General features: G+C 72.8%; 20 protein-coding genes. 14 read left to right on the top strand and 6 right to left on the bottom strand.

Annotation, left to right across the window (positions count from 1 at the left end; genetic code table 11):
* Nucleotides 1–9 precede the first annotated feature (9 nt).
* Both CPH93_RS03600 and CPH93_RS03595 read right to left on the bottom strand, forming a co-directional pair.
* Nucleotides 10–2,025 (bottom strand): hypothetical protein, encoded by a 2,016-nt coding sequence (locus CPH93_RS03600; protein WP_093487156.1) that lies wholly within the window; start codon nucleotides 2,023–2,025, stop codon nucleotides 10–12.
* Nucleotides 2,026–2,132: 107 nt separating this feature from the next.
* Nucleotides 2,133–2,948: an AAA family ATPase gene (locus CPH93_RS03595; protein WP_231977168.1), complete on the bottom strand. Its 816-nt coding sequence runs from the start codon at nucleotides 2,946–2,948 to the stop codon at nucleotides 2,133–2,135.
* 162 nt (nucleotides 2,949–3,110) lie between these two features.
* Between CPH93_RS03595 and CPH93_RS03590 the strand changes: the two genes are divergently transcribed.
* From CPH93_RS03590 to CPH93_RS03575, 4 genes are all read left to right on the top strand, one after another.
* Nucleotides 3,111–3,668 (top strand): PadR family transcriptional regulator, encoded by a 558-nt coding sequence (locus tag CPH93_RS03590; RefSeq protein WP_096211913.1) that lies wholly within the window; start codon nucleotides 3,111–3,113, stop codon nucleotides 3,666–3,668.
* A gap of 108 nt (nucleotides 3,669–3,776) precedes the next feature.
* Nucleotides 3,777–5,498, top strand: a complete 1,722-nt coding sequence (locus CPH93_RS03585; protein WP_096211912.1) for an acyl-CoA dehydrogenase family protein — start codon at nucleotides 3,777–3,779, stop codon at nucleotides 5,496–5,498.
* A 474-nt stretch (nucleotides 5,499–5,972) separates the two neighbouring features.
* Nucleotides 5,973–6,455: a hypothetical protein gene (locus CPH93_RS03580; RefSeq protein ID WP_093487162.1), complete on the top strand. Its 483-nt coding sequence runs from the start codon at nucleotides 5,973–5,975 to the stop codon at nucleotides 6,453–6,455.
* A gap of 369 nt (nucleotides 6,456–6,824) precedes the next feature.
* Nucleotides 6,825–7,934, top strand: coding sequence for an IPT/TIG domain-containing protein (locus CPH93_RS03575; protein WP_096211911.1), 1,110 nt, complete (start codon nucleotides 6,825–6,827; stop codon nucleotides 7,932–7,934).
* Nucleotides 7,935–8,067: 133 nt separating this feature from the next.
* Here the strand turns inward: CPH93_RS03575 and CPH93_RS03570 are convergent, their stop codons facing one another.
* The gene (locus tag CPH93_RS03570; RefSeq protein ID WP_096211910.1) at nucleotides 8,068–9,306 is read right to left on the bottom strand and encodes a cytochrome P450 family protein; all 1,239 of its coding nucleotides are present in this window, start codon (nucleotides 9,304–9,306) and stop codon (nucleotides 8,068–8,070) included.
* Between the two features lie 708 nt (nucleotides 9,307–10,014).
* On the opposite strand from CPH93_RS03570, the gene CPH93_RS03565 reads away from it, so the two are divergent.
* The 5 genes from CPH93_RS03565 (at nucleotide 10,015) to CPH93_RS03550 (ending at nucleotide 13,560) form a co-directional block, all read left to right on the top strand.
* Entirely contained in the window at nucleotides 10,015–10,593 is a 579-nt protein-coding gene (locus CPH93_RS03565; protein WP_159394957.1) for an RNA polymerase sigma factor, read from the top strand.
* Nucleotides 10,590–11,264, top strand: a complete 675-nt coding sequence (locus tag CPH93_RS03560; RefSeq protein ID WP_096211908.1) for a hypothetical protein — start codon at nucleotides 10,590–10,592, stop codon at nucleotides 11,262–11,264. The genes CPH93_RS03565 and CPH93_RS03560 overlap by 4 nt, the downstream gene beginning before the upstream one ends.
* Before the next feature lie 58 nt (nucleotides 11,265–11,322).
* Nucleotides 11,323–11,484 (top strand): hypothetical protein, encoded by a 162-nt coding sequence (locus tag CPH93_RS35660; protein WP_159032282.1) that lies wholly within the window; start codon nucleotides 11,323–11,325, stop codon nucleotides 11,482–11,484.
* A 187-nt stretch (nucleotides 11,485–11,671) separates the two neighbouring features.
* A complete protein-coding gene (locus CPH93_RS03555) occupies nucleotides 11,672–12,889 on the top strand; it encodes a cytochrome P450 family protein (protein ID WP_096211907.1) in 1,218 nt (405 codons plus the stop codon).
* Between the two features lie 305 nt (nucleotides 12,890–13,194).
* Nucleotides 13,195–13,560: a hypothetical protein gene (locus tag CPH93_RS03550; RefSeq protein WP_006601765.1), complete on the top strand. Its 366-nt coding sequence runs from the start codon at nucleotides 13,195–13,197 to the stop codon at nucleotides 13,558–13,560.
* Nucleotides 13,561–13,706: 146 nt separating this feature from the next.
* Here the strand turns inward: CPH93_RS03550 and CPH93_RS03545 are convergent, their stop codons facing one another.
* Together CPH93_RS03545 and CPH93_RS36110 are read right to left on the bottom strand one after the other, a co-directional pair.
* Nucleotides 13,707–13,931: a DUF6480 family protein gene (locus CPH93_RS03545; RefSeq protein WP_093487174.1), complete on the bottom strand. Its 225-nt coding sequence runs from the start codon at nucleotides 13,929–13,931 to the stop codon at nucleotides 13,707–13,709.
* Nucleotides 13,932–14,059: 128 nt separating this feature from the next.
* A complete protein-coding gene (locus tag CPH93_RS36110) occupies nucleotides 14,060–14,215 on the bottom strand; it encodes a DUF6131 family protein (RefSeq protein WP_093487176.1) in 156 nt (51 codons plus the stop codon).
* 228 nt (nucleotides 14,216–14,443) lie between these two features.
* Between CPH93_RS36110 and CPH93_RS03535 the strand changes: the two genes are divergently transcribed.
* The 5 genes from CPH93_RS03535 to CPH93_RS03515 all read left to right on the top strand — a co-directional run bounded on the left by CPH93_RS03535 (nucleotide 14,444) and on the right by CPH93_RS03515 (nucleotide 21,572).
* The gene (locus CPH93_RS03535) at nucleotides 14,444–15,136 is read left to right on the top strand and encodes an ATP-binding cassette domain-containing protein (protein ID WP_231977167.1); all 693 of its coding nucleotides are present in this window, start codon (nucleotides 14,444–14,446) and stop codon (nucleotides 15,134–15,136) included.
* Nucleotides 15,133–17,076, top strand: a complete 1,944-nt coding sequence (locus CPH93_RS03530; RefSeq protein ID WP_093487180.1) for a YhgE/Pip family protein — start codon at nucleotides 15,133–15,135, stop codon at nucleotides 17,074–17,076. The genes CPH93_RS03535 and CPH93_RS03530 overlap by 4 nt, the downstream gene beginning before the upstream one ends.
* A gap of 359 nt (nucleotides 17,077–17,435) precedes the next feature.
* Complete coding sequence (locus CPH93_RS03525) at nucleotides 17,436–18,827, top strand: hypothetical protein (protein ID WP_093487182.1); 1,392 nt, start codon at nucleotides 17,436–17,438, stop codon at nucleotides 18,825–18,827.
* Entirely contained in the window at nucleotides 18,824–20,680 is a 1,857-nt protein-coding gene (locus tag CPH93_RS03520) for a GMC family oxidoreductase (RefSeq protein WP_096211905.1), read from the top strand. Before CPH93_RS03525 ends, CPH93_RS03520 begins: the two co-directional genes overlap by 4 nt.
* A 181-nt stretch (nucleotides 20,681–20,861) precedes the next feature.
* Complete coding sequence (locus tag CPH93_RS03515) at nucleotides 20,862–21,572, top strand: FadR/GntR family transcriptional regulator (RefSeq protein WP_096211904.1); 711 nt, start codon at nucleotides 20,862–20,864, stop codon at nucleotides 21,570–21,572.
* Nucleotides 21,573–21,662: 90 nt separating this feature from the next.
* On the opposite strand, the gene CPH93_RS03510 is transcribed toward CPH93_RS03515, so the two are convergent.
* Nucleotides 21,663–22,382 carry an HAD family hydrolase gene (locus tag CPH93_RS03510; RefSeq protein ID WP_093487188.1) on the bottom strand — a complete coding sequence of 240 codons (720 nt, stop codon included), beginning with the start codon at nucleotides 22,380–22,382 and terminating at the stop codon, nucleotides 21,663–21,665.
* Nucleotides 22,383–22,546: the final 164 nt, after the last annotated feature.

Below are 22,546 nucleotides of genomic sequence, written 5' to 3'. Positions count from 1 at the left end.
CAGGTGTGCTCACACGTACTTCGCGGCCTCGTGCATGAGCCCGATCCGGGTGGGCACGGAGCGCATGGCCAGGTCCTGGAACATCGCGTTGATGGTGCGGTTGAGCTCGGGGTTGGCGCCGGGCAGCCGATTGCGTGGATCGGACGCCAGCCACAGTGAGAGCACCAGCAGGGTCAGGGGGGTGTGCGCCGCGAACGCGCGCGGCGCGAGCTCCGCGGCCAGCTCCTCCGCGCGCAGCGTGGCGGACTGCTCCGGCAGCACCGGTTCCCGCAGCGGTGCGGCCGTGATGGTGTACAGCTCGTACAGCCAGACATTGGTGTCGGAGAGTTCGACCAGGCGCAGGGCGAGGTGCTCGATGACATCGTCCACCCGGTGCAGCGCCAGTGAGTGGTACAGCACTTCCAGCGGATGGCCGTGCTCGATGTGCCAGGTCCGCAGCCTTCTGTGGACGGCGTTCCAGCGGTCCGGACTGGCGGCGAGCTCCCGCAGTAGCAGCAGGCGGAGCCAGGGGTGCAGCACGGAGCCGCCCCGCAACGGGTTCGGATGGACCCCTTCCAGATATCCGGAGCCGCGGCCGCCACGGGTCTCGGCATCCTGGGGGACGGGGTCGGTCAGCCATAAGCGGGTCGCGACCACCCGGGCCAGCGAATCGCGGGTGTGCACCTGGAAGCGGTCGAGCAGTCCCGCGTCGCACGCCGCGTCGAACTCGCGGGCGGCACAGCACTCGACGAGCGCACGATGCTGGTCGTCGGTCAGACGCTGACGGTCGCCGTCCGGACCGTGGAGCAGATACTCCCGGGCCTTCGCCTCCAGCGACGGCCCCTCGTCGGCGTCCGCCGCGGACGGTGTGGTGCTGGTGAGCACCGCGCGCAACAGCGCCTCCGGTCGCTCGCGGCCCACGATGCGGGCCGAGGCGGTCAGCAGCTGCCGGACGCTCCACGGATGCCCGTCGGTCAACCGGTGGGCGAGCAGCGGTGCCTCCGGCAGCCGCGTGGCGAGGTCCGTCCCGAGCTGGGTGGTCTCCCCGGCCGTCAGACCGCGCAGCTGGACGCAGTACCAGCGCCAAGGGGAGCCGCGCAGCGACCGGTCAATGGACCGTTCCCAGTCGGTGTAGCCGGCCTGTTCGGGGAAGCGGACCTGCACGCCCGCCGGGCCGTTCGCGAACATCCCCGGCACCCGGCCGATGTTCGAGGCGGCGGCCACGGCCAGCAGCGGATCGGGCTCGCCGGCGGCGTCCCGGAGTTCCATCAGCAGGTCGAGGAACTCCCGCCCGCCGGGAGCATCGATGTTGTCCAGCAACACCACGCAGTTGCGGTCGCGTTGGCGCCGCGCGTACTCGCCGCGCAGATCGGCCAGGAACGCCTCGCACAGCCGCCGGTCCACCGCGGCCCGGTCCGTCGGGTCCTCGCTCTTGCTGAGCTGGTTGAGTGCGACCAGGGCGTCCATCGCGGTCAGCGGACCGGCGTACCAGGCGAATCCGGTGTGCCGGGTCACCCGCAGCGGCATGCTGGGCGGCTGCCGGATGAGGCTGGCCAGCAGGCTGATGCCGGGGATCCGGAGGAGGTTGAGGTCCTGCAGCAGCCCGGCGACCGCGACGACCCGGTCGGCCGCGGGCTGGGGTTCCTGGGGTCCGCGCAGCGCCTGGCGCAGCTGCTTCCTGGCCCGCTCGGGGTCCGTCGGGTTGAGGTACAGCTCGGGGGCCACCACGCACAGGCCGAGCGTCAGCCGAGGGAAGACCAGCGGGGTCTGCCGCGGAAGGCGGTGGGACAGCCCGTAGGCGAGGCGGCCGGCGACCTCATGAGGGCGGCGCGCGGCAGAGCCGAAGTCGAAGTACACATGGGGACGCCGCGAGCCGAGGTAGCCGAGCCATTTCAGTGTGGTGGTCTTGCCGCTGCCGTGCGGTCCGACGAGGACGACCGCGGGGAGCCCCGGCCCCGTCGGCGCGGTCCTGTTGTCCTGTACGCGGGTGCGGCACTCCTCGTAGAGGGCCTCGATCCCTTGAATGCCCAACGGACGCTCCGCCATGGCTCATCCCCCTGTTCCGGCCAGCGCCATGACCGCTGGCTGATTACAGAAGGTTGGCACGCGTAAGCGCAAGGTGCCACCGGTTCACCCAAGGTGCCGAAAGCGGTTCACGTTCCTGAGCGGAGGCGTGTGGTTGCGCTGCCGGCCGGCCGCGCGGACCGGGGCGGCCGGGCGAACTCCCATCTTGCAAGGCCCCGGGTCGGGCTGCCGAGCAGGACCACCGAGGCGGCCTCCGCCACGTAGGGGGGAACGAGGAGCGGTGTGCGGTCCGCGGTGACCTCGGGTACCTCGTCCGCGGCGGGCCGGGCGGCGGCCGGGGGCGGACCGGCGGCAGCGGCCTCGGACAGCCGGCGCAGGAGCCGGTCCAGGCCCCGGTGGTGCCGCGCGAACGCGCGTCGTGGTGCGCGCCGGCCGCGGGACTCCTGACCCGACAGCGCTTCGGCCCTGCCCACGTCCAGCAGGACCAGATGCAAGGGGCGGCCCCGGCGCCCCGCCGCCCGGGCCATCCAGCGGCGCACCCACGGCCGGCTGCCGCAGTCGTGGACCAACAGCGGTCCCTCGCCCCGGAGTTCCCGGTGCAGCCAGCGGATGTGCTTCCACCGCGCCCAGGGCCGGTAGAGGCCGTACGGCAACCAGTCCGGCATCACCGCTTCGCAGGCGACATGGACCGCCCGCGGATCGATGACGGTCGCCTGCGCGGGGGCGCGGCGCAGCAGGGTGCTCTTGCCGCTGCCCGGCAGGCCGGACACCACGACCACGGCGTTCGCCGGATAGGCCAGCGTGAACGGGGACGAGGGGGCCGGCGGGGTGTCGGTCCGGCCGCGCAGGTCGAGCAGTCCGCGGTGCAGCGCAAGGGCCGGTGCCTGTGGTGGGCCGGATGGCGCTGCACCCGCCTCCGGCGCGCCAGAGCCTGTGCTGTGCACCGTTGCCTCCCCCGATTCCCCGAAGACGTCATCGTCGCACGGCGCGGCGGGCGGCGGGTGCGTCCTTGAGGGGGTGGGGACGCCGCGGTCGCGTGGGTGAGCCGCGTCTCACCCGCGCGGGGCCCCTTGTTTATGCAACTCGTTGCATAGAAGGATCGGGGCATGGCGCTCGACCACGCGATCCTCGTCTCCCTGCTGGAGAAGCCGGGCTCCGGCTATGAGCTGGCCCGGCGGTTCGAGCGGTCCATCGGCTACTTCTGGACCGCCACCCACCAGCAGATCTACCGCGTTCTCAAGCGCATGGAGAGCGACGGCTGGATCGATGTCCGAGAGGTGCCGCAGCAGGCCCGCCCGGACAAGAAGGAGTACTCCGTCGCCGCGCTCGGCCGGGCCGCCCTCGCCGAGTGGCTGCACCAGCCGATCGAACCGGAGAGCGTCCGGCACGAGCTCGCGGTGAAGATCCGCGGGGCGGCCTTCGACGACCCGGCCGCACTGATCCGCGAGGTCGAGCGGCACCACCACAAGCACACCGAGCGGCTCGCGCACTATCTCGCGGGCGAACTGCGGGACTTCACCGGACCGGACGCCCCTGAGGCCCCCGATGCCGGACAGGAGCTCCAGCACGTCGTGCTGCGCGGCGGCATCGCGTACGAGCGGATGACCATCGCCTGGCTGGAGGACGTGCTCGTCACCCTCCGCCGGCTCGGCACCGCGCCCTGAACCCGGCGCCGACGAGCCACGCGCCGCCCGGCCGCCGCGCTCACACCGGCACCGCCCGCACGTCTCTTGACCTTCCACCCTCCCCGACGAACCGGAAAGGCGAACACCATGGCCGACCCGCTGCTGTTCAACCCGCGTACCTATGACCCCGCGCACTTCGACCCCGAGACCCGCCGGCTGCTGCGCGCCACCGTCGACTGGTTCGAGAACCGCGGCAAGCGCAGGCTGATCGAGGACTACCGCTCCCGCGCCTGGCTGGCGGAGTTCCTGGAGTTCTCCACCAAGGAAGGGCTGTTCGCGACCTTCCTCACCCCGGCCTTCGCCGCCGACGGGCAGCAGGACAAGCGCTGGGACACCGCCCGGATCGCCGCCCTCAACGAGATCTTCGGCTTCTACGGGCTCGACTACTGGTACGCGTGGCAGGTCACCATCCTGGGACTCGGCCCGGTCTGGCAGAGCGACAACGCCGCCGTCCGCACCCGCGCGGCCGAACTCCTCGACCAGGGCGAGGTGTTCGCCTTCGGCCTGTCCGAGAAGGCGCACGGCGCCGACATCTACTCCACCGACATGCTGCTGGAGCCGGACGGCGACGGCGGCTTCCGCGCCAGCGGATCCAAGTACTACATCGGCAACGGCAACGCCGCCGGACTCGTCTCCGTCTTCGGCCGCCGCACCGATGTCGAGGGCCCCGACGGCTATGTCTTCTTCGCCGCCGACAGCCGCCACCCGGACTACCACCTGGTCAAGAACGTCGTCGACTCCTCGAAGTACGTCAGCGAGTTCCGCCTCGACGGCTACCCGGTCACCGAGGCCGACATCCTGCACACCGGCCGCGCCGCCTTCGACGCCGCCCTGAACACCGTCAACGTCGGCAAGTTCAACCTCTGCACGGGCGCCATCGGCATCTGCGAGCACGCGATGTACGAGGCCGTCACCCACGCGCAGAACCGCATCCTCTACGGCCGCCCGGTCACCGCGTTCCCGCATGTGCGCCGCGAGCTGACCGACGCCTACGTCCGCCTCATCGGGATGAAGCTGTTCAGCGACCGCGCCGTCGACTACTTCCGCTCCGCGGGTCCGGACGACCGCCGCTACCTGCTCTTCAACCCGATGACGAAGATGAAGGTGACCACCGAGGGCGAGAAGGTCATCGACCTGATGTGGGACGTCATCGCGGCCAAGGGCTTCGAGAAGGACACCTACTTCGCCCAGGCGGCCACCGAGATCCGGGGACTGCCCAAGCTGGAGGGCACCGTCCACGTCAACCTCGCGCTGATCCTGAAGTTCATGGGCAACCACCTGCTGAACCCGGCCGAGTACCCGCCCGTACCGACCCGCCTCGACGCGGCCGACGACGCGTTCCTCTTCCGGCAGGGTCCGGCCCGCGGCCTGGGCGCCATCCGCTTCCACGACTGGCGCACCGCCTACGACGCCTATGCCGCCGTCCCCAACGTCGGCCGCCTCCGCGAGCAGGCGGACGCCCTGTGCGAGTTCGTCACCACCGCCGCGCCCGACGAGGCGCAGAGCCGCGACCTCGATCTCCTCCTGGCCATCGGCCAGCTGTTCGCGCTGGTCGTCCACGGCCAGCTGATCCTGGAGCAGGCGCAGCTGACCGGGCTCGACGAGGAGGTGCTCGACGAGCTGTTCGCCGTCCTCGTCCGGGACTTCTCCGCGCACGCCGTGGAGCTGCACGGCAAGGACTCCGCCACCGAGGAGCAGCAGCGCTGGGCACTGGGCGCGGTCCGCCGCCCGGTCGTCGACGAGGCCCGCTCGGCCCGCGTCTGGGAGCGCGTCGAAGCGCTGGCCGGGGCGTACGAGATGGCCCCGTAACCAGCGGGCACCCGGACCGCCGGCTCGCCGCCCGCACGGACTCAGCCGACCCCGCCCGGGGTCGGCTGAGCACTGCGGTCCTGGAAGCGAACGGGCGGGCCCGGGGCGGCCGCACGCCGGGGCGCTCCGCGAACCTGAGTACCTACCCGCCGGCGCCGCGCCCGCACCCTCCTCGTGACACGTACGGAAGCACCGCCGCCGACGTCGCCGTCCAAGCACCGGACTGTGCCCGCGGCATGGGCCACCGGCTGCCGGACGGGCCGTGCGATGCGCCCTCTTCACGCCCCGCGCTCACCACGCACGCGCTGTTCACCACCGGTCTCCGCCGGCCGCGCGGACCGCGTTTCGCTTGCCGGTACGGGTCTTCACACCTTCTGCTGAAGGCCTCTGGAGGCAGCCGTGACGCCGGACGGAATCGACCGATCCTTCTCTCGGACCGGGCGCTTCGTGCGCCCACGACGGAAGGACATGGCTATGCGACGCACCATCGTCGGCACCTGCGCCGCCCTCGCGGTGCTGGGTATCGGGCCGGCCGCCCCGGCCGTTGCCGCCCCGGTTCCGGTGACCGCGCTCAACTGCGATGGCGACACCTACAAGTGCACGGCCAACCTCCGCTTCGGCGACAACAATTGGAAGGCCCGGTGGGACGCGTCCATCTTCCACCAGGCGAACCGGTCCGCCTCCCGCGCTCCCGTACCGGCAACGAGCCTGAACTGCGACGGCGACAACGGCACCTGTGTGGCCAACCTGATGTTCGGTGACGGGCGCTGGCGGGCCAGCTGGCCCGCGACCATCTTCCATCCGGCGCTCCGGTCCGCCGAAGGCAGGCTCGTCGCACCCGTGCCGGCGAACAGCCTGAATTGCGACGGCGACACCGGCCGGTGTTCCGTCAACCTCCAGTTCGGCGACGGGGGCTGGAAGGCCGCCTGGGCCGCCACCATTTACCACCAGCCTTAATCGACAGGCCCCGTGGGACCGGGGCTGAGGAGCACGATCAGGCCCGGGGACGTGCGGCGCGCGTCCCCGGGCCGCGCGCATGAAGTCCACAGGCGGGGCGGCGAAATAGCCTCCTGGGAGGCTCGAATGAGGGGGCCGCGGAATAACGGCGCGCGCCGTTGCAGAATGCGGGAGTGACGCTCATCTACGTATTGTCATTTTGATCGCCGAACGCACCATTGCTGTCACGTACGCGCCTTTTTCCGAACTGTCGGGAACCTTACTGTCGCAGGCATCCACCATTCGACGGCAGCAATTTCCGCTCCGGACAGATCCGTTCACGAAAGGGCTCGTGTGCGGAAACGAAGCGGGGCTGCCCAGGGAGAAGCCATGTCCGCAGTCGTACAGCAGGCAGCAATTGCGCAGTCCACGGGTTCCTGGCCCGGCGGGGACGGAGGCGGGGGGAACTGGCCCAGATATCCGAGACTCTTCGAGGCCACCCCCAACTCGGGCCCGACCATGGGAGGAAACACCGTCCAGCTCACCGGGACGGGTCTGCAGGGCGCAAGCCTGGTCACCTTCGGCGGCATCCCCGCCACCATCGTCGCCGTCGACCCCTACGGCAACTGGATCACCGTGATCGCACCGCCGCACGCGGCGGGCGTCGTCCAGATCGTCGCCACCACACCCAGAGGCACGTCCAACCCGGTGTATTACACGTACGTCCCGCCGGCGGGCCCGACCGTCACCTCTCTCGTGCCCAACAGCGGCCCCACCACCGGCAACACCGCGTTCGCCATCACCGGGACCGGCCTCACCGGGGCGACGGTCACCTTCAACGGCGTGCCGGCCACCGGAGTGTCCGTCAATGCCGCGGGCACCCTGCTCACCGGAAACACACCGCCCGGCCCCGTCGGCAATGTGCCGGTCGTGGTCACCACACCGTCCGGCAGCACCCTCGTCCCCGGCGGGTTCACCTACACCGCACCCCCGCCCGTGGCGGTGTCGATCTCGCCGCCGTCGGGGAGCGCGGCGGGTGGTACGGCGTTTGTGATCTCGGGGAGCAATCTGAACGGGGCGTCGGTCACCTTCAACGGGGTGCCGGCGACGGGGGTTTCGGTGAACTCCGCGGGGTCGTCCCTGGTGGGCTTCACCCCGCCCGGAGCGGTCGGCAACGTGCCGGTCGTGGTCACCACGCCAGGCGGCAGTACCACCGTCCCCGGCGGTTACACCTACACGCCGCCGCCCCCGCCCGTGGCCACGTCCATCTCGCCGCCGTCGGGGAGTACGGCGGGTGGTACGGCGTTTGTGATCTCGGGGAGCAATCTGAACGGGGCGTCGGTCACCTTCAACGGGGTGCCGGCGACGGGGGTCTCGTCGAATGCCGCGGGGTCGTCCCTGGTGGGCTTCACCCCGCCCGGAGCGCTCGGGAATGTGCCGGTCGTGGTCACCACGCCAGGCGGCAGCACCCTCGTCCCCGGCGGCTACACCTACGTGTGAGCGGTGACCACGCCACCGTCGCGCGGGGACCGGCGGCGACCGCGTAAGGGGGCCGGCGTCGGGAACCCCGGGCGGGCGGACGAGGTCGGTCCGCCCACCCGGGGCGAGGCGTTCCGGATCCGGCTGCGGCCCGTCAGACGGCGGGCCGCAGCCGGACCGGCAGGCGCTTGTGCCCGTAGGTGAGCAGCGAAGGCACCGGCTCCAACTCCTCGGCGGCTACCGCAAGTTCGGCCTCGGGGAAGCGTGCGAACAGGGCCCGCAGCGCGGTGACGGCTTCGAGGCGGGCCAGCGATGCCCCCAGGCAGTAGTGGACACCGTGGCCGAACGCCAGGTGTTCCGGTCCCGGTGCGGTGCGGGTGAGGTCGAAGGCGGCGGCGCGGGCGCCGTGCCGGCCGGGGTGGCGGTTGGCCGCGGCGTACGAGGCGAGGATCGCTTCGCCCGCGGGGATGACCTGTCCGTCGGGCAGCGGAATGTCACGCACGGCGAAGCGCAGCGGCAGGTGCTTGACGGCCGGTTTCAGACGCAGGGTCTCCTCCACCACATCGGCCCAGCCGGCGCGGCCGGCACGGACATGGGCGAGCTGCTCGGGGTGGGTCAGCAGCGCGGCGACGGCCTGATCGATCAGGTTGACGGTGGTCTCGTACCCTGCCGAGATCACCAGCAGGAGGGTGTCGCGCAACTCGTCGTCGGACAGCGCCGATTCCTCGCCCTCCTCGTCCCGCGCGGCGATGAGCAGCGAGGTCATGTCCTCGCCCGGCTCGGCCCGTTTGGTGGCGATGAGCCGGTCGAGCACGGTGTAGAGGCGCGCTGTGTTCGCCGCCGACTCTTCGGGCGTGAGCGTGGTGGCGAACACCCCGTCGACGACGTCGCGGAAGCCCTCGCGCTGGTTCGGGGGCAGCCCCATGAGGTGGCTGATGACCTGGATCGGCAGCGGGTAGGCGAAACGCTCCCGCAGGTCGACCGGCTCGCCGGGTGCGGTGGCCGCCAGGTCGTCGAGCAGGCCGGTGACGACGGCCTCGATGTGCCCGGCGAGCGCGGCCACGCGGCGTGCGGTGAAGGCGGGTGCCACCAGGCGGCGCAGCCGTCGGTGCTCGCTGCCGTACGCGGTGAACATGTTCTGCACCGTGACCCACAAGGCGAGTGGCCAGGTCCCGCTGACCTCCTCGAAGCGCGGCCAGTGCTGCCGGGCGTCCTTGGAGACGTCCGGGCTGGTCAGCAGCTCTCTCAGCAGGTCGGGTTCGCTGACGGCCCACGCGGTGACGCCGAGGACATCGACGCGGGCCGCAGGCCCCAGGGAGTGCAGCGCGCGGATTTCGGCGTCCGGGTCGGCGCCGTGGGGGTCGAGGACGAGGAGTGCGGGCTCGGGGGGCATGGCGGACTTCCTTGCCTTCGTGGGTCCGGTGGGTGAACGCGCGCTGATGTCGTCAACTCGGCGGTGCGGGGGTAACGGCCGGGCGGGCGCGGACAGTCGTCTCCGTCACCAAGCGTTGATAGCGCCGCCACGACGGCTGCTGCGGGAGAACGCGAGGGCGCTCACCCCGGCGGGTGGCAAGTCATACCGGGGCCGCAGCCGCGGCAGTTCCTCCGGTCGGCCGGCCGACCCCGACCGCACGCCCCGTACGGGCATGTGATCCGCGCCACTCTGCCGCGTCACGCTTTCCCCAACGCCGCAGGTCAGAAGCTCAACGTGAGCATCCGACTGCGGGCCGTCATATGTCATCCCTGGATCTGATTAACAATTTCGGCTTCGCGAACGGTTTACGGACAAGCAAGCGGTCTCCTCGACGTCGCCCGGATGTCGGGGAGTTGACCGTGGAACCTCGAAAGGAGAGGCAGTGGACCACCAGTGGCCCTGGAACGCGCCGGCCATGGGCGGCACGGCCAGGACGACTCCGGCCGTGCGCCGCGCCCGTGTGCGCGAGCGCACCCACACCGCCTCGCGGACCTGCCGGCCGCCGGCCTCCAGCACCTTGCGCCCGCCGTTCCGCGGAAGCCGGTGGAGTTGCGAACGTGATCTTCGTACGCGGGTCCACCCGGGTGCCGTCCGCCCGCCCGTGGCAGGCCGAGGGACGGCGGCCCGGTGAGCGATTACGGAGACGGACAGCAGTTGCGCCCCGACCCGATGGGCCGGCTCCGGGTCGACTTCACCGCCTTCTTCAAGGAGGTGCAACAGGGCTACCTCGGCTACGCGATACAGATGCTGCGGCACCGTCAGGACGCCGAAGACGTGGTCCAGATAGCCGGGATGAAGATCCATGCGAAATGGGACGAGTTCCTGGCCCATAGCAACTACCGGGCCCTGGGCCTGCGGATCCTGCGGGACGCCATCAAGGACCACATCCGCTCGCGCAACCGGGTGGCCCGCCGCGAACAGGCCGCTGCCGCGGAAGCCGGGCTCTATCAGTCCTGCGTCGACCAGATCCTGCACCTGGGCACCTACGACGCCCTCGACCGCGCCATGGACGAACTGGCCCGGCGCGAACCGGTCCAGGCCGACTGCGTCCGGCTCCGCGTGGCGCAGCTGAGCTATGAGGAGATCGCCGAGACCCTCGGCATCACCCCCGGCACGGCGCGCACCTACTACTCCCGCGGCCGCCAGCTCGCCAAGGACCTGGCGGCCTGCTATCTCCGGCACGATCAGGAAGGAGAACCGTCGTGACCATCGAAGACATTCTGCAGGCCGAAGCCGATGAGGTGGGTCGCGTACTGGCCGACCACGATCCTGAAGCCTTCACTCGCCGACTGGCCGAGCGGATCGCCGAGGCGCAGGGGCAGACGCCCCCGGCCCGGCCGGTCCCCGAAGGACGGCACGAGCGCGGTCCGGCCCCGGCACGCCCCGGCCGGGCGCGGCCGCTGCCCCGGCGGCCGCGGCCCCGGCCGTTCCCCGGCCCCACGGCCGGCCCGGAGGAGCTGCGCCGGCATCTGCGTACCCTCTGCGAGTCGGTCCTGCGCGGGGGGCACATGGGCCGCCTGGAGAAGTTCGCCCAGGACTACGACGCGGCCGGCGCCCGGACGTTCGCGTGCCTGCTCTACTCGATCAACCGCCACGAGGCGGCGGTCTTCTGGTGGCGGTTCGCCGCCGGCGCCGAGGACCAGCTCTCCGCCCATTGTCTGGCGATCCATCACGCGGCCGACGACAACTTCATCGACGCACGGCTGTGGCGCACCATCGCCACCGCCCTGGGCTACTCACCGCGCCGGCATCTGCCCAACCCGGCCCCCGGCGCCCCGCTTCCGGACCCCGTCTGGCTGCTGGCGCGCTCCGGGCCCGAGCTCCAGCAGTTCGCCGAGCCGCAGGCCCCGCTGTCCGTGGGGTGCGCGGGGCACTGACCGAGCGGCCGCCCCACTACCGACCACGCACCACCCGCCATCCACCAGGGAGAAGCCCATGAAGGACCGTGCGGAGGACGAGCCCTCCCTCCCGCGTGTTCCCGGGAAGTCACGGCGCTCGTGGCTCAGGAAGTACGCCCGCTTCACCGCCGCCCACGCCATCGAGGGCGTGGCCGGAGCCGTCATCTCCGCTCTGATGCTGTATCTGACCCAGCGGTAGCCGAAGGGGTGGGGCCGGGTAATCGGGGGATGCCGCTCCCCGGACTGGACCGGCCCCGTCCACCCGGCTCCCGCGTGGTCAAGGTCCGGCCTTTCGGCGGGCGTCGTGGTTAGTGGCTCCTCCGCCGGGGAGGGATTCTCCGAAATGTGGCAGTACCGAGGCAAGGGCACGAGGGGGAGGAGGCCGGATGGCAACGCAACCGGTGGAGACGCGCGATCTGGCGGCAATGGGGGAGGACTTCGTCCGCAATCCGTACGAGGTGTACGCGTCGCTGCGCGAGCAGGGCCCGGTACACCGCGTACGTCTCCCGGAGGGCACGGTCGTCTGGCTGGTCGTCGGATACGACGAGGTGCGTGCGGCGCTCAGCGACCCGCGGCTGTCGAAGGAGTGGCGGCACGCCTCGTCCGCGCAGCCGATGCAGCCGGTGACCATGGGCGTGACGATGCTCCGCTCCAACGCGCCGCACCACACCCGGCTGCGTGGCCTGGTCGCCCGCGCCTTCACGGCCCGCCGGATGGCGTCCCTCGCGCCGCGCATCCAAGAGCTGACCGACGAACTGCTGACGGCGATGCTCGCCGCGCCCGACGGCCGCGCCGACCTCGTCGATGCGCTGTCCTTCCCGCTGCCGATCACCGTCATCTGCGAACTCCTGGGCGTCCCGTTCCTGGACCGGGAGGCCTTCCGCGCCTGGACCGACGTCCTGCTCGTCGGCGCCGCGACGCCGGAGGCCGGGGAGGCCCTGGTGGCCATGACCGGCTATCTCGACGATCTGGTGAAGAAGAAACGGGCCCGCCCCGGCGACGATCTGCTGAGTGATCTGATCGCGGTGAGCGACGAGGACGGCGACCGGCTCAGCGCGCAGGAACTCCTGGGAATGGCCCAGCTGTTGCTGATCGCGGGCTATGAGACGACCGCCAATCTCATCTCCAACGGTGTCCTGGCCCTGCTCACCCACCCGGCGCAACTCGCTGCGCTGCGCGCCGATCTGTCCCTCATCGACAACGCGGTCGAGGAGATGCTGCGCTACGAGGGACCGATCGAGACCTCCACCTTCCGCTTCACCACCGAGGCGACCGAGATCGCGGGCACGGTGATCCCCGGCGGTGGCGAGGTCGTCCTCCCCGTGATCGCCGACGCGGGGCGGGACCCGGTCCGATTCGGTGACCCCGGGTGCTTCGACATCACCCGCGACGCCCGCGGCCATGTGGCCTTCGGCCATGGCATCCACTTCTGCCTCGGCGCCCCGCTGGCACGCATGGAGGCACGGATCGCGGTGCGTACGCTCCTGGAGCGCTGCCCGACGCTGGAGCTGGACGCGCACCCGGCCGATCTGCGCTGGCGGTTGGGCGCGTTGCTCCGTGGCCCGCGGCACCTGCCGGTCCGCTGGTCGCCGACGGCCGGGTGACTTCCCCTCGCCCTCGTGATCCGGCGGGCGGTTGACCACTCTCCGTAGCGGAAAGGCCGCTTTGGGTGCGCGGCCTGCGGGGATCGTGCCGTGCCCGGGGCGCCGGCGTCCCCGGGCCGCCGGGCTGAGATGCGGATGCCCCGGCTCGCCCGCAGCCTGAAGGTAGCGGGCCTGCCCACGCAGGGGCCGAGGCGGCGTGCGTAGCATGCTGCCGTCAGGGGCCCGCAGGCGGGAAATCCGGACTGCCGCACGCTGCGCGGGGGCAGTCAGCGCCGCCCCACGCGGCGCCAACACAAGGAGCCGACGTGTCTGAAAAGCGGAAGTCTTCGCATCCGAAGTCGGGCGAGGGTCCCAGCGCGCACAAGGGGTCCGAGCAGCACGGATGGTCGCCCGATGTCGACCAGACCGAACAGCAGGAGAACCCGAGCGCCCACCGGTCCTTCCACCCCGAGCGCTACGCACCCGAAAAGGACCGCAGCAAGGAGGGCAGCGGGCGGGAGAAGGTGCCGCCGGCCAGCGAGGTGAAGGGCGAGACGAAGGGCGGCGAGCGCCGGGCCGCCAAGACCGACGAGAAGGGCATGCGCGACATGGGGCCCAAGGGCCGCTCGCGCCGGCCGAGCGGAGGCAGGGACACGGAGGCACACACCGGTGTCGATCCGCAGGAGCCCTGAGGCGCCGCAAGCCCACTCGGCCCGGGGCACCCTCGCGGAGGGCTACCCCGGGCCGAGTCTTGCCGGGATCTGCCGGGCACCTCACCGAGGGTGACCGGGCCGAGTGGCGGGCGCGGGACCGGCCCGCCCGCTCCACGATCACCGCGTCACAGCGTCACGGTCACCGCGTAGGCGATGAAGAAGGCCGCGCAGAGTACGACGATGATGCCGAGGATGATCACCGGGCCCTTGGCCCAGCCGCGTGTCTGCCGGTCAGCAGGGCCGGTCTCCGAGCCCGTGCTGCCCTCACCCGCAGGGGTCTCGCCGGGCGGCACCCCGCCGACGGCACCAGGACTGTCGCGGGGATCCTGATCCGGGGTTTGTGTGTCCATACCGGAAAGCTCTTCCTTGTGTACGGTGCACGCGGGCCGGTTCCCGGTGGGCGCGGGAAGTGCGACGGGCGCGTGCGGAAGGAGCGGTGCCGGCACGCGGGCAGGTGCCAGCGGGCCGGTGGGCGGGGCTACCAGTAATGCCGACGCCCGGCGACCGCGTGCCCCATCGAGCCGAGAATCCAGAAGATCGCGCCCAGGACGGCGAGCACGATCCCGATCGTCCACAGGATCCCGATGCCGGTCACGAAACCGATGATGAGCAATATGACGCCGAGAATGATCACGATGCTCTCCGATCGCGCATATGTTCCCCTTCTCACTGTGATCCCGGCTCGTCGCAAGGGCAACTGCTGATCCCGGCACCCGGCCACCCCCCCTCACCCGGCCGCCCCGCCATCCCCGACCGGACCGCCGCGCCGGAGCGCACCTCCTGCACCCCCCACCTACGTGAACATCGTCACAACTGGCCTGATACATGGGTGAGTTGGCCCGTCCCGGCTAGGACTTGCTGCATGACAGCGGCTGGCGTGGACGTGGTGGCCCGCGGGGCGAGCGTGCGTGGTCCGAGAGGGCCGGTGTTCGAGGGGGTGGACCTGGACGTACCGGCGGGCGGACTGCTCGCCGTGCACGGTCCGGCGGGTTCCGGGCGTACGTCGCTGCTGCTCGCGCTCGCCGGGCGGATGCGGCTGTCCGGCGGGGCCGTCCGGGTCGGCGGGCATGTCCTGCCCGCCGAGGGCCGGCGGGTCCGCAGGCTGGTCGCCGTTGCCCGGGCCGCGCCCGCGGTCGCGCTCGAAGGACGGCTGCGGGTCCGGGAGGTGATGACCGAACGCTGCCTGACCAGCCCCGGTGTCACCGAGCGCGGCATCCGCGAGGCCTTCGGGACGCTGGACATCGCTCCGCGCCGGGCGGACCTGGTCGAGGACCTCGGCCCGGTCGGCGAGCTGCTGCTGGCGACCGCGCTGGCCCTCGCCGAGCGGCCGGGCGCCCTGGTCGTCGACGATGTCGACGCCGGTCTGCCGCCCGACGCGCAGCCATCCGTGTGGCAGGCCCTGGACCGGGTCCGGAACGACGGCCCCACCGTGCTGGCCGGGTGCCTCCAGCCGCCTCCGCCCGCCCCCGGCCTGACCGCGCTGTTATTGCCGCGGCGCAGCCGGGACCGCCTCCCGGCCGAAGAGGCCGCTGCCCGAGAGGACGCCGACTCATGAGAGCCGTCAAGCTGGCACTGCTGGAACTCCGGCGCTTCCGCGGCCCGGTGCGCCGACTGGTGCCCGCCCTGCTCTGTCTGGTGCCGCTGCTGTACGGCGCCATGTACCTCTGGGCGAACTGGGACCCGTACGGCAAGACCGACCGGATGCCGGTCGCCGTGGTCAACCAGGACCACCTGGCGCACGCCCGGCAGGGCCGCCGGGTGGACGCCGGCGACCAACTGGTCCAGCAGCTCAAGGCGTCCGGCACCTTCGACTGGCACTTCGTCGGCCCGGCCGAGGCCCGGGACGGGCTGGAGCACGGCCGCTACTTCTTCACCGTCGGCATCCCGCCCGACTTCAGCCGCAAGCTCGCGACGGGTGCCGACACCCGCCCGCAACAAGCGGGTATCCGGATCGAACTCAACGATGCCAACAACTACATCGCCGGCATCATGACCGAGGTCGTGCAGAACAAGCTGCAGGACCAGGTCAACTCCGCCACTCACGCCGCCTATGTGCGCAGCGTCTACGGCGAACTGTCGGACGTACGCGACAAGCTGACCACCGCCGCCGACGGCGCACACCGGCTGGTGGGAGCCACCCGTGTCGCGCAACAGGGCACCTCCACGGTCACCTCGGCCACCTCCGGGCTGCACAGCGGGGCCGACGGCGTCGCCGCCGGGGCGCGGCAGATCGCCCGGGCCGCCGGGCAGATCGACACCCTCTCCGGCCGCCTGGACCAGGCCGCGGCCGACCGCCTTCCCGCCGCAGTCTCCGCGCTGGTGACCACCGCCCGGCTGACCACCGACGGTCTGGACGCGGTGCACACCGCCACCGGCGCCACCCACAAGGGCACCTCACGGGCCGTGTCGGACCTCACCGGCCTCGGCGACGCCCATCCCGAACTGCGGGACGACCCGGTCTACCAAAAGGCCCTGAGCCACGCCCGGGCACTGGATGCGACCGCCACCGACCTCGACGGCCGGGCCGCCGCCGCCGAGAACAACGCCCGGCGCTCCCTCCATGACGCCGAGCGCCTCCAGAACCACATCGGCGCACTCCGGCGTGACGTGCTGGCCCTGCACACCCCGCTCCGCCTCATCGACACCGGCTCTCACAGCGCCGCCGACGGCGCGCACGGCCTGGCCGAAGGGCTCGGCACCCTGGAGAAGGGCTCCGGAGCCCTGCGCACCGCCGCGGACCAGGCGCACGACGGTGCCTCGGAGGTCTCCCGCACGGTGGACGACGGACTGCACAAGATCCCCCGCACCAGCCCCGACCAGGTCGCGCACGCCGCCGAGGTCCTGGGCACCCCCGTACACATCGACCGGGGAAACCTGCATCCGGCCGGCGTCTACGGACGCGGTCTGGCGCCGTTCTTCTTCGGCATCGCCCTGTGGGTGTTCGGCCTCTTCGCCTATCTGTTGTTGCGCCCGCTCAACGCCCGTGCGCTGGTCGGCCGGGTCGGCGCGTGGACCACCGCCGTCGCGGGATGGCTGCCGGCCGCCGTGCTCGGCGCCGTGGGGGCGCTGGTGCTCTACGGCGTCGTCGATCTCGCCCTCGGGCTCGATCCCGTCCACGGCTTCTGGACGCTCGCGCTCCTGGTCACCGCGGCGGGGGCGTTCGTCGCCGTGGACCACTGTCTGCGCACGGTGTTCGGGGTGCCCGGCGATGTGCTGTCGCTGGTCCTGCTCATCCTCCAGCTCACCGCCTCCGGCGGGCTCTATCCGCTGCCCACCGAACCGGCCTTCTTCCAGGTGCTCAACCCCCTGCTCCCGATGACCTATCTCGTCGACGGACTGCGGGTCACCGTGTCGGGCGGGCTCACCGCGAACCTCCTGCGGGACTTCGTCGTGCTCTTCGCCTTCACGGCCGGCTTCCTCGCCGTGACCGCGCTCGCCGTACGGCGTCAGCGGGTGTGGACCGTCGGGCGGCTGCACCCCGACGTCTCGCTGTGAGGGCGTAGACCAAGGCGTACGGGCCCGGGACCGGCTGCCGTTTCACGGCGGCGGGGTCCGGGCCCGTACGGCGCCGTACGGGCACGGTGAACCGCTGCCACAGAGGAGCGGCGGTCCACCGTGCCCGCCCGGAGCGACCAACTCCCTTTCCCCGCACACCTCTTGACGCTCCGGAATTCCATTGATTGAGTGGCTCATCCACTGAGCCACTGTTGCCGATCCACGCCGGTGAGGAGCTGTCGGATGCAGAGCACGCCCCCGCAGGAGAGGCCCGGGTGCCCGCCGGGCGCCGTCCCGACGGGCGGCCCGGCCGGCCCGGTCCGGCGACGGGCGGCCGGCCGCCGAGGGAGCGCCGCCCGATGACGACGCGCCGCACACGGTTCACCGAGACCATGACCGGCAGCGTGCAGCTGACCGGGGAGCGGGAGACCCGGCCGGTCCGGCTGGATCTGGAGGTCCGGACCGACGCCTTGCTGTTGCCCTGGCGCACCACTCAGGCGCACGTTCGCGGTCGGCTGCGGGTCCGCGGCTGGGGCGAGGAGGCCTCCGTGGCGGGCGAGATGGAGATCTCGCCGCTCGCCCGGCGCCGCATCCGCTACCGCCTCTCCTTCCGCACGGCCGGGCGCACCTGCCTGCTGGACGGCTGGAAGTCCCTCTCGCCGCGCCGCCCGCTGCACTCCCTGACCGTCCTGCCCTTCACCGTCCACGACGACGCTCAGCAGGAGGCCGGGCGCGGCACGCTGCGCTTCTCGCTCGCCGGCGCCCTGCTGCCGTTCCTCGCCAGCTTCCGCTTCCCGGCCGTGGACCCCGGCCCGGAGCAGCTCGCCCCACGGTGGAACGGCCGGCCCGGCCGGACGGAGGTCTGGTACACCACCGTCACCGAGCCGTCGACCGGCACCGGTCTCTGGCTGCACCACGAGGTGACGGCCCCCGAGGACGGGAGCGGCGGCTACGCGCACGGCTGGGTGGCCGTGTGCCCGCCCGGCGGGCCGGTCGCCCACGCCCGCTTCGGTCCCGAACCGGTCACGCCCGATGCCACCGGGTTCCGGACCACCGGCGTCGCGGCCGGACCCGGCCGGCTGCACGGCAGCTGCGGGCCCTATACCTGGGACCTGACGGAGGATCAAGAAGGCCCCACGCTGCACACGTTCCCCGCTTGGGCCTGGCGCCGCCCCCTGCTGCCGGCCGCGCAGATCGTGCCGGGCGGCCGGGCCCGCTACACCGGGACGGTCCGCGGCCCCGGCACCGACCTCACCCTGGCCGGTGCCCCCGGCGCCACCGGACGGATCTACGGCCACGGCAACGCCCGGCGCTGGGCCTGGCTGCACGCCGACCTCGGCGGCGGTGACGTCCTGGAGGTGGTGGCGGCGGTGGCCCGCCGCCCGGGGCTGGACCGGCTGCCCCCGCTGGTGTTCCTGCGGCTGCGCCGGGCGGGCCGCGACTGGCCCCGGCGCGGCACCCGCACCGCGGCCGGCTGGTTCGGGCTGGGCCGCTTCCGCGCGGACGTGGGCCTGCCCTCCTGGACCGTCACCGGACGGGCCGGACCGCGCCGGATCCGGGTCATGGTGCACCAGCCCGAAGCACGCACCCTGGCGCTGGAGTACATCGACCCGGACGGCAGCCGTGCGGTGTGCCGTAACAGCGTCACGGCCGACGCCCATGTCGTCCTGGAGCGGTGGTGGGGTGGCTGGCGCCCGGAGGCCGCATGGACCCTGCGCGGCACCGCGCACGCGGAGGTGGGGGAGCGATGAACACCGCGACCGAGGGGCTGCTGGCCGCGCTGCTGGCCGAGGACGACCCGGCGACGGTGCGCGCGGTGGCCGGCCGTCTCGATGCCGCCCTCGCCGCCATGCCGCGCGCCACCCGTGCGGCGATGGCCGCGGCGGCGACCGCCGTCGACGCCGCTGCCCGGGCCCGTCACGGCCGGCCGCTCGCCCGCCTCACCCCGGACGAGCGGGAGCGCACCGTCACCGGCCTGGTGAACGGGCCGGGCACGGCGCACCTCCTGGACCTGGTCAAGATTCCGGTGCTCCTCGCGGCCGGTACGGAATTCCACGCGCGCCGCACCACCCCGGCGGCCCGTTCGGCAGCGCCCGCGGACCCGCCGCTGGACTGTGTGCCCTCGGCGCAGTGGCCGGACCGGCAGACCGCGGACGCCGTCGTTGTCGGCTCGGGTGCCGGCGGCGCCGTCGCGGCCCGCACCCTGGCCCGGGCCGGACTGCGGGTGCTGGTGCTGGAAGAGGGCCGCCACCACAGCACCGCCGAGTTCGCCCGCCGTACCCCGCTCGACCGGTTCGGCGAGCTCTACCGGGACGGCGGCGCGAGCGTCATGCTGGGCGTGCCCGGCGTGCTGCTGCCGACCGGACGGGCGGTGGGCGGCACCACGCTCGTCAACTCCGGTACCTGCTACCGCACTCCGGACCGGGTGCTGGCCCGCTGGCGGCAGGACTTCGGCCTGCCGCTCGCCGACGCCCCGGAGTTCGGCCGCCAGCTGGACGAGGCCGAACGCACCCTGTCCGTGGCCCGGCAGCCGACCGATGTCCTGGGGACCAACGGCCGTCTCGCCCTGCTCGGCGCCGAGCGGCTGGGCTGGCGGGCCGACGCCCTGCGCCGCAACGCGCCCGGCTGCCGGGGCTCGTGTGAGTGCGTCGTGGGGTGCCCGACGGGGGCCAAGCAGAGCGTGCAGCTGTCGGTGCTGCCCGACGCCTGCGCGCACGGCGCCCGCATCGTCACCTCGGCCCGCGTGGGGCGCCTCCTGGTCGAGCGGGACCGCCCGGGCGGCCCCCGGGTGGCCGGGGTCGCGGCCCGGCGGCCGGACGGCACCACCTTCGAGAACCTCGCCCCGCTGGTGGTCGTGGCCGCCGGTGCCCTCCAGTCACCGCTGCTGCTGCGCCGGTCCGGCCTTGGCAGCCATCCGATGACCGGCCGCAATCTCGCGGTCCACCCCGCGACCAGCGTGGCGGGCCGCTTCGCCGAGCCGGTCGCCGGCACACCGTCGGTGCTGCAGAGCGCCGGCGTGGAGGAACTCCACGACCAGGGAATCCTGTTGGAGGCCACCGCTCCACCGCCGGGCCTGAGCTCGTTCGTGCTGCCCGGTGCGGGCCGGGCGCTGCGCGCCGGCCTCGACCGCTCCGGCCACCTCGCCACCCTCGGCGCCATGATCGCCGACCGGCCCGGCGGCCGGGTGACGGGCCGGGAGCGGGCGGTCTCCTGGTACCGCCTCGCCCCGCGCGACGGCCGGCGGCTGCTGCGCGCCGTACGGGCCATGGGTCAACTGCTGCTGGCGGCCGGCGCCGAGGAGGTGTTCACGGGGGTACCGGGCGCCCCGTCCGTCCGCACCACCCGCGAGCTGGACGCCGTCCTCGAACCGGTCACCCCGCGGCAACTCCACCTGTCGGCCTTCCACCCGACCGGGACCGTCGCCCTGGGGGCCGACGCCCGGCGGGCACCCGCGGATCCGCTCGGCAGGCTGCGCGGTGTGCGGGGCGTGGTGTTCGCGGACGGCTCCGCGCTGCCCAGCTGCCCGGAGGTCAACCCGCAGCTCACGATCATGGCGTTGGCCCTCGCCGTGTCCGAGGCGGCCTGCCGGGCGGCCGGCGGCTGAGCCCCGGTCCGGCCGCGCGGCGCGGCCCCAGGCCCGGCCGGACACCTCGGCGTACGGCCGGACGTACGGCAGGCGTGACCACCTCACGGGCCGGCCCGGCGCCCTTGTACGGTGGGGCGCGCACGGCAACGGAGGACGGCCGCCCGGGCGGCGCGGGGTGGGGGGAACGGTGGCGGCACCGATGGACGATCCGATCACTCGTGACACGACGGTCGACGCCCTGGAGCGCCGGCTGCGGGACGCGATCATCGACGGCCGGCACCCGGTGGGTGCGCTGCTGCCGCCCGAGCGCGAGCTGGCCGCCTCCTACGGGGTCAACCGCACCACGCTCAAGCATGCGTTCGTCCGTCTGATGCAGGCGGGCCTGGTCGAGACCCGGCACGGAGTGGGCACGCGGGTCCGGGACTTCTGGCGGCTGGGGACCGCGGAGCTGTTGCCGTCCCTGGTGCTGCGGGACGGCGCCTGGCTGGCGGAGATCTTCGAGGTACGACGCCAAGTGGGCGTGCTGATCGGCGAGTTGGCGGCCCGCCGGGCGACCGCGCGGGACGTCGCGGCGCTGCGGCAGCAGGTCGCCGCGGTGCGCGCCGGCGGCGACGCCGACCAGGTGCAGCTCGCCGACGCCGAGTTCCACCGCACCCTGGCCCGCGCCACCGGCAACCGCGTCTATCTGCTCATGACGAACACCCTGCTCGGCGGCTACCTCCCGGTCCGCCAGGCGCTCGCCCGGCCGTTCCAGGACGCCGCTGCCGCCGCGGACCGCCTCCACCCGGTGGCGGAGGCGGTGGCCGCGGGCGACGAGGCCGCCGCCCGCCGGGCCGTCGAGGCCTATATGACCGGCACCGAAGGCCTCATGCGCGCCACGGACGGACAGCGGCCGGGACCGGAGTCCTGACCGCAGGCCGAGTGCGACGGGAGCCCTGACCGCAGGTCGGACGGGACAGGCGACCTGACCGCAGACCGGACGGGACGGCCCTGAACCGGCCTAGGAGCCGGTGGCCCTGAGGCCGCCGGGCCCGGTGTCCTGGGCCGGGATACAGGCGTCCGCCCACCCTTGTACCGTCGGCTCCTCCAGCGAGTCGACCCACCAGTCGGCCAGCGCCTGTTCCTTCTCGCCGGGTTGTGCGCCGACGCCGAGCACCCGCATGCCGGCGGCCGCGGCGGCCTGCACGCCGCAGTGGGAGTCCTCGACGGCCAGGGCGTCCCCCGGATCGACTCCGCAGAGCCGGGCGGCGGTGACGTACACGTCGGGGTGCGGTTTGGGCCTGATGGCGGCGTCGGGCACCACGATGTGGCGGAAGCAGTCCCGGAGTCCGGCCATGTCCAGGCACGACTCGACGACTTCCAGCGGGCAGTTGCTGGCCACCGCCAGCGGGGCGAACTGCACGGCCGAATGCACCAGTTCCGGCGCGCCGGGCATGGTGGTGGGGTTGGCCGCCACGAGGTCGCGGAAGCGGTCGAGCAGGGTGTCCGTCATGTCCTTGGTCAGGTCGGGGCGGTCGGCCGCCTCGGCCATCAGGCGCCCGCACTCGGTGTAGTGCAGACCCCGGGCCTGTTCGGAGAATTCGGCCGAGGGGGTGCAGCCGTATTCGCGCAGCACCATGTCGCGGGCATCCTGCCAGTGGCGTTCGGTGTCCATCAGGGTGCCGTCGCAGTCGAAGACCACGGCGGCGGGTGTCCAGGAGAAAAAGCGATGTGCGGTCATCCGGGTTTCCGTTCCGACAGGCCCGGAGCGGCGAATGACCGGTCGCGTGCGGGGCGAGGCAGCGTCGGATGACGGCCGCCGGGCACCGGGCGGGGGTTTCCGGCAGAGGGCAGCCACCGAGAAGGGGGAACCTGGTGCGCTCTGCAGCGGAAAATAACGATCGT

Source organism: Streptomyces sp. 2323.1 (assembly GCF_900221035.1).
In the GTDB taxonomy this organism is placed as follows: domain Bacteria; phylum Actinomycetota; class Actinomycetes; order Streptomycetales; family Streptomycetaceae; genus Streptomyces; species Streptomyces sioyaensis.
Note: the sequence above shows the minus strand (reverse complement) of the source record. Positions and strands in the feature narration are given on the sequence as shown.

What these genes read in the sequence shown, in the direction of transcription:
- CPH93_RS03530 (WP_093487180.1), top strand. Translation starts at nt 15,133, where the DNA reads ATGAGAGCCGTCAAGCTGGCACTGCTGGAACTCCGGCGCTTCCGCGGC.
- CPH93_RS03575 (WP_096211911.1), top strand. Translation starts at nt 6,825, where the DNA reads ATGTCCGCAGTCGTACAGCAGGCAGCAATTGCGCAGTCCACGGGTTCC.
- CPH93_RS03570 (WP_096211910.1), bottom strand. Translation starts at nt 9,306, where the DNA reads ATGCCCCCCGAGCCCGCACTCCTCGTCCTCGACCCCCACGGCGCCGAC.
- CPH93_RS03580 (WP_093487162.1), top strand. Translation starts at nt 5,973, where the DNA reads ATGCGACGCACCATCGTCGGCACCTGCGCCGCCCTCGCGGTGCTGGGT.
- CPH93_RS03590 (WP_096211913.1), top strand. Translation starts at nt 3,111, where the DNA reads ATGGCGCTCGACCACGCGATCCTCGTCTCCCTGCTGGAGAAGCCGGGC.
- CPH93_RS03555 (WP_096211907.1), top strand. Translation starts at nt 11,672, where the DNA reads ATGGCAACGCAACCGGTGGAGACGCGCGATCTGGCGGCAATGGGGGAG.
- CPH93_RS03520 (WP_096211905.1), top strand. Translation starts at nt 18,824, where the DNA reads ATGAACACCGCGACCGAGGGGCTGCTGGCCGCGCTGCTGGCCGAGGAC.
- CPH93_RS03515 (WP_096211904.1), top strand. Translation starts at nt 20,862, where the DNA reads ATGGACGATCCGATCACTCGTGACACGACGGTCGACGCCCTGGAGCGC.
- CPH93_RS03535 (WP_231977167.1), top strand. Translation starts at nt 14,444, where the DNA reads ATGACAGCGGCTGGCGTGGACGTGGTGGCCCGCGGGGCGAGCGTGCGT.
- CPH93_RS35660 (WP_159032282.1), top strand. Translation starts at nt 11,323, where the DNA reads ATGAAGGACCGTGCGGAGGACGAGCCCTCCCTCCCGCGTGTTCCCGGG.
- CPH93_RS03600 (WP_093487156.1), bottom strand. Translation starts at nt 2,025, where the DNA reads ATGGCGGAGCGTCCGTTGGGCATTCAAGGGATCGAGGCCCTCTACGAG.
- CPH93_RS03525 (WP_093487182.1), top strand. Translation starts at nt 17,436, where the DNA reads ATGACGACGCGCCGCACACGGTTCACCGAGACCATGACCGGCAGCGTG.
- CPH93_RS03585 (WP_096211912.1), top strand. Translation starts at nt 3,777, where the DNA reads ATGGCCGACCCGCTGCTGTTCAACCCGCGTACCTATGACCCCGCGCAC.
- CPH93_RS03510 (WP_093487188.1), bottom strand. Translation starts at nt 22,382, where the DNA reads ATGACCGCACATCGCTTTTTCTCCTGGACACCCGCCGCCGTGGTCTTC.
- CPH93_RS03545 (WP_093487174.1), bottom strand. Translation starts at nt 13,931, where the DNA reads ATGGACACACAAACCCCGGATCAGGATCCCCGCGACAGTCCTGGTGCC.